The organism is Brevundimonas sp. (assembly GCF_031412435.1).
Taxonomy (GTDB): Bacteria; Pseudomonadota; Alphaproteobacteria; order Caulobacterales; family Caulobacteraceae; genus Brevundimonas.
The window spans coordinates 38,318-46,668 of the sequence record NZ_JANODA010000085.1 but is presented as its reverse complement, the minus strand read 5'-3'; the positions used below and the strand labels follow the sequence as shown (position 1 = coordinate 46,668).

The following is an 8,351-nucleotide window of genomic DNA, read 5'->3' as shown; positions in this document are numbered from 1 at the left end:
ACGCGGCCCAGCCGTCGTTCATTTCAGCGCGCCAGTTCACGCCGTTGCCGGACGCTTCCAGGTTGATGTCGTCGATCTTGTGGTAACCGGCGTCGATCGCGCCGTACCAGCCGTCCGGCTCAGCCGAAGCAGCACCAGCGGCAAAAAGCCCCGCGGCTGCGACGCTGGCGAGAAGTTTCAGCTTCATGTCAGTCCTCATATCGTTGAATGCCTAAAGGCCACGCTTACACGTGACACTCACCGGGCCGAACGGCAGAGTTGGCCCGGAGTTCCTTATTTCGGTTCGCAATACGGCGACTGTGGCGCCGTTTCAACACATATCCCCCCCTTGGCGAGCGGCGCCATCCTGATAACAGGGTGAACAACGATAAGGGAGGCCAGTCATGGCGATGCGATTCGACGGCAAGGTGGCGATCGTGACGGGGGCGGGCGGAGGCCTCGGGCGAGAGCACGCCTTGGCACTGGCGGCGCGAGGCGCCAGGGTGGTGGTCAACGATCTGGGCGTGGCGCGCGACGGCGTCGGATCCTCCGCCAGCCCGGCCCAGGCCGTTGTAGCCGAGATCGAGGCGGCGGGCGGCGAGGCCATGGCTAACGGCGCGTCGGTGACCGACTACGAGGCCGTGGAGGCGATGGTGGCCGAAGCCGCGGCGCGCTGGGGCTCGGTCGACATTCTGGTGAACAACGCGGGCGTGCTGCGGGACAAGTCGTTCGCCAAGATGGAGATCGACGATTTCCGCTTCGTCATGGACGTGCACGTCATGGGCGCCGTGAACTGCACAAAGGCCGTGTGGGACGGAATGCGCGATCGGAACTACGGCCGCATCGTCATGACCACCTCGTCGTCTGGCCTGTACGGCAACTTCGGCCAGGCCAACTACGGCGCGGCCAAGATGGCTCTCGTCGGTTTCATGCAGACCTTGGCCATTGAGGGGGCCAAGAACGACATCCGGGTCAACTGCCTGGCCCCGACGGCCCACACCCGGATGACCGAGGATCTGGCCGGCCGCCTGCCACTGGAGGCGCTGGGGCCGGAACTGGTGTCCCCCGGTCTTCTGTATCTGGTCAGCCAGGACGCACCGACACGCTGCATCCTCGGCGCCGGCGCCGGCGGCTTCGAGCGGGCCTATGTCACCCTGACCCAGGGCGTGCGGATCGTCGGCGACGACGCCCCGGAACAGGTCGAGGCCCAGTTCGAGGCCATCTCTGACCGTACCGGCGAGATTGTCCCGGAGATGGGCGCGGCCCAGGGCATGATCGAACTGTCCAAGGCCCAGAAGGCTCATTCCTGACACGCCAAACCGGTCAATAATCCGGTCAAGAAACGGATCGTCAAACCGACCAGAAATCTGGTCAAGTCGGCCAACAAAATCGCCAAGGTCGCCAAAGTCGACCACCAGGGAGAGAACAATGCGTGAAGCGGTCATCGTCTCGACAGCCAGAACCCCGATCGGGCGCGCCTATCGCGGCGCCTTCAACGACACCCAGGCGCAGGCGCTCGGCGCCCACGCGGTAAAACACGCCGTCGCCCGCGCCGGGATCGACCCGGCCGAGGTCGAGGACGTCGTGATGGGCGCGGCCCTGCAACAGGGATCGACCAGCCAGAACGTCGCGCGCCAGATCGCCCTCGCCGCCGGCCTGCCTTCGACCGTGGCCGGCATGACCATCGACCGCCAGTGCGCCTCGGGCCTGATGGGGATCGCCACGGCCGCCAAACAGGTGGTGTTCGACCAGCAGAAGGTCGCCGTCGGCGGCGGTCTGGAATCCATCTCCCTGGTCCAGAACCAGCAGATGAACCTGCACCGGATGAAGGACGAGGCGCTGCTGAAGCTCTCGCCCCACATCTACATGTCGATGCTGGAGACGGCCGAGGTCGTGTCGCGCCGTTATGGCATCTCCCGCGATCGCCAGGACGAATACGCCCTGCAATCCCAGCAGCGCACCGCCGCCGCCCAGGAAGCCGGCCGTTTCGACGCCGAGATCGTACCGATGACCACGACGATGCAAGTCGTCGACAAGGCGACGGGCCAAGCCTCCGCGAAGGAAATCACGCTGTCGAAGGACGAGGGCAACCGCGCCGACACGACGCTGGAAGGCCTGAAGGCGCTGAAGCCGGTCTTCGGCGGCGGCGAGGAGATCCAGCAGGGCGAGTTCATCACCGCCGGCAACGCGTCCCAGCTGTCCGACGGCGCATCCGCCTCGGTGATCATGGAGGCCGGTGAAGCGGTCCGTCATGGCCTGCAACCGCTCGGCGCCTATCGTGGCATGGTCGTGGCCGGCTGCGAGCCCGACGAGATGGGCATCGGCCCGGTCTACGCCGTGCCCAAACTTCTCAAGCGCCACGGCCTGACCATGGACGACATCGGCATCTGGGAGCTGAACGAGGCCTTCGCCGTGCAGGTTCTGTACTGCGCCGACACCCTCGGCATTCCGATGGACCGGCTGAACGTCTCGGGCGGCGCCATCTCGATCGGCCACCCCTACGGCATGTCAGGCGCCCGGATGACCGGCCACGTCCTGATCGAGGGCAAGCGCCGCGGAGCCAAATACGGCGTCGTGACCATGTGCATCGGAGGGGGCCAGGGCGCGGCCGGGCTGTTCGAAATCTACTGAGAACGCCCGAGAGCCGCGCCACATCTAGAGTGGCTCGAAACGCGAGCGTTTCGGGCTGCGCTGCGGGTCTGTTTGAAATTCACCAAGCCAGGCTTCGGTGGCGTCGGGGCTCAGTGGTCCTCGACGCCATACTGGTCCCGCAGGTAAGCGCGCCATTTTGCACGCAGGGCGGCGGGTCGCGCCGGATAGCGGTCGTCCAGAACCTGGGCGACCAGCACCCGATCGGTTCGGAACATGCGGAAGTCGTCGCGAGTCTCACACCAGGCGACGACGATGCGGGTGGTCTCGCGATAGGCCACCTGAAACGGCCAGATCGTACGCCGGGTCTCGACCTCTTTCTCGTCCCTGTAGTGAAGGGCGACCTTCCGGGCGGCGTGAATGGCCCCGCGCATGGCGGCCATGTCGATTCTCTCGGGCAGGACGTTCCAGCTCTTGGGCGCGCCCAAGGCAGGCTCCAGCACCACCGGTCGAAGCCGTTCGGGCACCGTAGAGGCGATCTTGGCGATCAGGTCCCGGGCGGCGCGGGCGAGCGCGGGATCTCCCCTGCCCGCCACCCACTGGGCGCCCAGCACCGCCGCCTCGACCTCGTCAGAGGTCAGCATCAGGGGCGGCATATCGAAGCCAGAGTCCAGCACATAGCCGATGCCCGCCTCGCCCCGGATCGGCACGCGCTGGGCCATCAGGGCCGCGATGTCGCGATAGACGCTGCGTTTCGAGGTCTCCAGCTCCACCGCGATGGACTCCGCCGTCACCGGGCGGGCGCTGCGTCGAAGCAACTGGACAATCTGGAACAGCCGGTCTGCGCGTCTCATCGACATCCTTGTCGCTATCGCTCGCGACGCGGTCGCTCGCTGCTTGAGCGTCCCCTACCGTACGACTGCTGACAGCATGCTGGCAGCAGGGTGGCGGTAGTCAATCTTTCAGGGCCAAGGCAGATCGCCGAGGCGGATGGGAGAGACCGATATGCTGACCCTGTTTCACGCCCCGCAATCGCGTTCGTCGCGTCTGGTCTGGCTGATCGAGGAACTGGGGGCCGACTGCCGGATCGAATACTGCGACATCCGCCGCATGATGGATGGTTCCGGCGCGCCCGACCCGAAGAACCCGCACCCGGACGGCAAGGTCCCAGCCCTGATCCACGACGGCTCCCTGATCACGGAATCGGGGGCTGTGGCCCTCTATCTGACCGGCCTGCATCCGGACGCCGGGCTGGGCTTCCCGCAGAATTCGCCCCATCGCGGACCCTTGCTGACCTGGATCTGCTGGGCGGCCGGAGAGATGGAGCCGGCCATGTGGGGCAAGATCACCGGCGCGAGCGAACGCGATCCCTTCGCTCTGGAACGCTACGAAGCGGCCATGGCGCGGATTCTCGAAGCGCTGTGGGTCGGGCCGTATCTGATGGGCGACCGGTTCACCGTAGCCGACGTCATGATCGGCGCATCGATGAGTTGGGGCCGGGAGCATCTGCCGGACAGCCCGCTGATCGACGACTATCTGGCCCGCATTCAGGCCCGGCCGGCGTATCAACGCGCGATGGCGAGGGACGGCGGAGCAGTTTGCAGCGCGGCGGCCTGAAGCCGATCAGGCGGCGTCGGCGCGGCCCTGATGAAGCAGTGCGTCGCCATCGACGACGATCTCAACCGCGTTCAAGGCCCCGACGAAACTGTCACGCCAGATCCCGACATCTGTGTCGCGCACGACCTGCATCAGGGAGTTCCATTTCCGCACCCGCTCCGCCAACGGCATGGTCAGGGCCTTCTTGATCGCGTCGGCCACCTCCTCGCGGCTGAACGGATTGACCAGCAGGGCCTCGCCCATCTGCTCCGCCGCCCCGGCGAACCGGGACAGGATGAGTACGCCGGGATCGTCCGGGTTCTGGGCGGCGACATATTCTTTTGCGACGAGGTTCATGCCGTCACGCAGAGGCGTCACCAGACAGACCTTGGCCGCACGATAGATGCCGGCCAGCTGATCGCGGCGATAGGAGCGGTTCAGATAACGGATCGGCTGCCAGTCCATGTCGGCGAACTCGCCGTTGATCCGCCCGGCGAGGGCGTCGAGTCGCGCCCGGATGTCCTGATAGGTGTCGACGTCGTCGCGACTGATCGGCGTCACCTGCACCAGGAAGACGTCGCCGCGCATGTCGGGATTGTCCTGCAGGAACTGCTCGTAGCCGAGCATCCGCTCCTCAAGTCCCTTGGAGTAGTCGAGCCGGTCCACGCCGACCATCATGGAACGGAAGGCGGACGAGGCGGCCATACGGTCATAGGTGCGGGTCCCTTCGCGTGAGTTCCGGGCATCGATAAAGCCCTGAACGTCGATGCCGATGGGGAAGACGCCGATCTGGACCCGACGCCCGAAAGCCTCGAGTCCTCCGTAGCCGGACAGTTCGCCCCGCGCCTCGGAGATCACATAGTCGCGGAACAGATCGAGCCATTCCTGTGTCTGGAAGCCGATCAGATCATAGGCGAACAGGCTTTCCACCAGCCGCCTGTGATGCGGCAAGGTCACCAGCAGCTGCCTCGCGGGCCAGGGCGTATGCAGGAAGAAGCCGATCCGGTTCGTGATGCCCAGTCGCCGCAGGTCTCGCGCCATCGGGATCAGATGGTAGTCGTGGATCCAGATGACGTCGTCGGGCTCGATCAGCGGAGCCAGCACCTCGGCGAACCGCCGGTTCACCCGCTCGTATCCCTCGCCATAGGATCGCTCGTAGGCAGTCAGATCGACCCGGTGATGGAACAGCGGCCACAGGGTCTTGTTGGCGTAGCCGTTGTAGTATTCCTCGACGTCCTGGGCTTCCAGATCAACGAGCGCCACAGTGACGCCGGCGCGGTCCTCGTACTTCAGGTCGCCGGTGAACTGATCGACGGTTTCCCCCGACCAGCCGAACCACAGGCCGTCATACTTTCGAAGGGCGGCGGACAGAGCCATGGCGAGGCCGCCGGCGGACCCGGCGGCCGGATCGGTCGGCGCCGAGACCCGGTTGGACACAACGATCAGACGAGACATGCCGCCTCAAACGCCAACGCTTGCGTTTAGCTGCAACGCAACATTGTGATCACCGCCGGGTTGACGCCTTGTCGCCTGAAATCCGTACCGGATTCAGCGAACATCCGTCCATGAACGGCTGAGCAGGATGGCGCAGTTGATGATGCCTACCAGCGAATAGGTCTGCGGATAGTTGCCCCAGAGTTCGTTGTCGCCGAGCGAGATATCCTCGCTGAGCAGTCCCGCGTGTGTTCGTCGCGCCAGCATCTGTTCGAAGATCTCACGGGCTTCTTCGTCCCGCCCGTTCTGGTGCAGGGCCTCAATGAACCAGAAGGTGCAGAAGTTGAACGCCGTCTCCGGCTCGCCGAAGTCGTCCGGGATCACATAACGGAAGAGGTACGGCCCCTTTTTCAGGTCGCGCTCGATGGCGTTGAACGTGGCGACCTGGCGCGGATCGTCCGGGGCCAGGAACCCGAGATCGACGAGTTGAAGCAGCGATGCATCCAGCTCCGTCCCGCCGAACGAGGCGCCAAACCGGCCCTCTTCGGGGATGAAGGTCTCGGCTTCGATCCGGTCCCGGATCGTCTGGGCCCGCTCGCGCCACACGACGGCTTGAGGATCAAGGCCCAGGTGGTCCGCCGCCTTGCCCAATCGGTCGCAGGCTGCCCAGCACATGACCGAGGAATAGGTGTGCACCCTGGCGATCGTCCGGAACTCCCACAGCCCCGCATCGACCTGATCGTGCATGGCGAAGGCTCGCTCGCCGACCTTCTCCAGGGCATGGAAGTCGTCGATGGATCCAGGCCGGAGCAGGCGCTGGTCGTAGAAGGACTGGACCAGCGGCAGGACGATCTGTCCGTAGACGTCGTGTTGGAGATGCTCGCGCGCCTGGTTTCCGACGCGGACCGGCTTCATGCCGCGATAGCCCTCGACCGAGGTCACGATCCGCTCGTCGATGTCTTCCTCCAGCCCCACGCCATAGACGGGCTGGACGTGTCCGCCGGCGGACGAATCCACCAGGTTCCTCAGATAGACGAGGTAGTTCTCCAGCATGTCGACCGCGCCCAGTCGGTTCAGTGCACGGACGGTATAGTAGGCGTCACGGATCCAGCAGTAGCGATAGTCCCAGTTCCGTCCGCTCTCCGGGAACTCGGGCACCGAGGTCGTCATGGCCGCGACGATGGCGCCAGTCTCCTCGTAGGCGCAGAGCTTAAGCGTGATCGCCGCCCGGATCACCGCCTCCTGATAGTCGAGCGGGATGTACAGGGTGCGGACCCAGTCCTTCCAGTAGGCGACGGTGCGATCCAGGGTGGCCGAAACGCCCGGCCCGACCTCCTGGTCGTAGCCTTCGTCAGGACCGAGGAAGAAGGCCAGCGACCGTTCAAGCCGGAACACCCGCTCTTCCAGCACGTGGGACACCGGACAGTCGGTCGTGAGTCGCAGGGTGACGTCGCTGCACAGGTAGCGGATATGGTTGGAGCCGTTCGTCAGCTCCGCCCGACGCGCGCCCCAGTCGGCAGAGGGTCTCAGCCGGACGCGGATGCGCGGCGCCCCGTCCAGCGGCCGAACGATCCGCGCGAAGGCCAGCGGCCGATAGGTCCGCGAATGCTTCATATGACGGGGGGCGAAGTCGATGATCTCGACCGCCGCGCCGTCCTCCGCCGTCAGGACGGTGCGCAGGACCGGGGTGTTGTCGATATAGGCTTGGCTGACATGCTTCAGCCCGTCCATCTCGATGTCCCAGAAGCCGTGCTCGGGGGCCTCGCCGTTCATCAGGGCCGAAAAGACCGGATCGCCGTCCACGCGCGGCGCGCAGGCCCAGACGAAGCGGCCGTTGCGATCGATCAGCGCCGAAAGGGCGCAGTTTCCGATGGGAGCGAGATCCAGCGAAGGACGCAGGGGCGAGGCCATGCTCATTGTCCCGCCTCCTCTGCGACAGCCTCAAGCCAGTCCATCACGGCCGCAACGTCGCGCAGGCCATAGCGCGCGGCGGTCGCCCGGTACGGACCAACCAGAACCCCGAACCCGCCCAGAGCCTCGGCGGCGCGGAAGCCCGCCTCGTCGGTCAGGTCGTCGCCCAGCATGACGGGCACGCCGCCCGCGAACGGCGGCTCGGCCATGAACGCCGTGACCGCTCCACCCTTGTCGGCGCCGGGAGTGCGGAGTTCCAGCACCATATGGCCGGGCTGGAGCGTCAGGCCGGTGGTCTCGGCGAGTTTGCGCGCCAGGACCAGGGCTTCGTCCGCGCTGGCGGGCGACTGGCGATAGTGGAGACCCGTCGAGATCCCCTTGTCCTCGACAAGCACGCCCGGCCGGTCCGCGGCGAAGCGCCGGAAGGCGGCCAGGGCCTGTGCGACGCCGGTCGAGGCCGGAGGGCGATCCACCGCGCCGTCCCGCCGCCGCCGTTCCAGCCCGTGCACGCCGGCGGCGGAAGCGGAGGCGCCACCGGAGATCCGGTCGATTTCACCCAGGGTCCGCCCGCTGACGATCGCCAGACGGCCGTCCAGCGCCTGATCCAGTCGGGTCAGGACCGCGGTGCGCCTCGGATCGGCCACGACGGCGTCCGGCGTCGGTGCCATCGGAGCCAGCACCCCGTCCAGGTCCAGGAACAGGGCCAGCGAACGCTCCATCGCCACCGGGGGCGCGGGCAAGGTTTCAACGAGCATTCCGGTGTCTGACGGCATGAATATCCAAGCTAGATTGACGGCCCCGCACTTCCAACGCGCCGTTCCGGCAAAGGTTGACCGTTTTCC

General features: G+C 66.1%; 7 protein-coding genes and 1 pseudogene. 3 read left to right on the top strand and 5 right to left on the bottom strand.

What is annotated here, in order from left to right; translation table 11 throughout:
- Nucleotides 1-187, bottom strand: a pseudogene (locus RMO01_RS16980) (cell envelope biogenesis protein OmpA); the annotation flags it as partial.
- Nucleotides 188-383: 196 nt separating this feature from the next.
- Between RMO01_RS16980 and RMO01_RS16975 the strand changes: the two are divergent.
- Complete coding sequence (locus tag RMO01_RS16975; protein ID WP_309630246.1) at nucleotides 384-1,289, top strand: SDR family NAD(P)-dependent oxidoreductase; 906 nt, start codon at nucleotides 384-386, stop codon at nucleotides 1,287-1,289.
- Nucleotides 1,290-1,407: 118 nt separating this feature from the next.
- Nucleotides 1,408-2,610 (top strand): acetyl-CoA C-acyltransferase, encoded by a 1,203-nt coding sequence (locus tag RMO01_RS16970; protein ID WP_309630245.1) that lies wholly within the window; start codon nucleotides 1,408-1,410, stop codon nucleotides 2,608-2,610.
- Nucleotides 2,611-2,720: 110 nt separating this feature from the next.
- On the opposite strand, the gene RMO01_RS16965 is transcribed toward RMO01_RS16970, so the two are convergent.
- A complete protein-coding gene (locus RMO01_RS16965; RefSeq protein ID WP_309630247.1) occupies nucleotides 2,721-3,422 on the bottom strand; it encodes a YafY family protein in 702 nt (233 codons plus the stop codon).
- Between the two features lie 151 nt (nucleotides 3,423-3,573).
- Between RMO01_RS16965 and RMO01_RS16960 the strand changes: the two genes are divergently transcribed.
- Nucleotides 3,574-4,185 carry a glutathione S-transferase family protein gene (locus tag RMO01_RS16960; protein ID WP_309630244.1) on the top strand — a complete coding sequence of 204 codons (612 nt, stop codon included), beginning with the start codon at nucleotides 3,574-3,576 and terminating at the stop codon, nucleotides 4,183-4,185.
- 6 nt (nucleotides 4,186-4,191) lie between these two features.
- On the opposite strand, the gene RMO01_RS16955 is transcribed toward RMO01_RS16960, so the two are convergent.
- The 3 genes from RMO01_RS16955 to otsB all read right to left on the bottom strand — a co-directional run bounded on the left by RMO01_RS16955 (nucleotide 4,192) and on the right by otsB (nucleotide 8,264).
- Nucleotides 4,192-5,619, bottom strand: a complete 1,428-nt coding sequence (locus tag RMO01_RS16955; RefSeq protein WP_309630243.1) for a trehalose-6-phosphate synthase — start codon at nucleotides 5,617-5,619, stop codon at nucleotides 4,192-4,194.
- 93 nt (nucleotides 5,620-5,712) lie between these two features.
- Nucleotides 5,713-7,515 carry a glycoside hydrolase family 15 protein gene (locus tag RMO01_RS16950; protein WP_309630242.1) on the bottom strand — a complete coding sequence of 601 codons (1,803 nt, stop codon included), beginning with the start codon at nucleotides 7,513-7,515 and terminating at the stop codon, nucleotides 5,713-5,715.
- The gene (gene otsB, locus RMO01_RS16945) at nucleotides 7,512-8,264 is read right to left on the bottom strand and encodes a trehalose-phosphatase (protein ID WP_309630241.1); all 753 of its coding nucleotides are present in this window, start codon (nucleotides 8,262-8,264) and stop codon (nucleotides 7,512-7,514) included. The genes RMO01_RS16950 and otsB overlap by 4 nt, the downstream gene beginning before the upstream one ends.
- Nucleotides 8,265-8,351: the final 87 nt, after the last annotated feature.

What these genes read in the sequence shown, in the direction of transcription:
- RMO01_RS16975 (WP_309630246.1), top strand. Translation starts at nt 384, where the DNA reads ATGGCGATGCGATTCGACGGCAAGGTGGCGATCGTGACGGGGGCGGGC.
- RMO01_RS16970 (WP_309630245.1), top strand. Translation starts at nt 1,408, where the DNA reads ATGCGTGAAGCGGTCATCGTCTCGACAGCCAGAACCCCGATCGGGCGC.
- RMO01_RS16965 (WP_309630247.1), bottom strand. Translation starts at nt 3,422, where the DNA reads ATGAGACGCGCAGACCGGCTGTTCCAGATTGTCCAGTTGCTTCGACGC.
- RMO01_RS16960 (WP_309630244.1), top strand. Translation starts at nt 3,574, where the DNA reads ATGCTGACCCTGTTTCACGCCCCGCAATCGCGTTCGTCGCGTCTGGTC.
- RMO01_RS16955 (WP_309630243.1), bottom strand. Translation starts at nt 5,619, where the DNA reads ATGTCTCGTCTGATCGTTGTGTCCAACCGGGTCTCGGCGCCGACCGAT.
- RMO01_RS16950 (WP_309630242.1), bottom strand. Translation starts at nt 7,515, where the DNA reads ATGAGCATGGCCTCGCCCCTGCGTCCTTCGCTGGATCTCGCTCCCATC.
- otsB (WP_309630241.1), bottom strand. Translation starts at nt 8,264, where the DNA reads ATGCTCGTTGAAACCTTGCCCGCGCCCCCGGTGGCGATGGAGCGTTCG.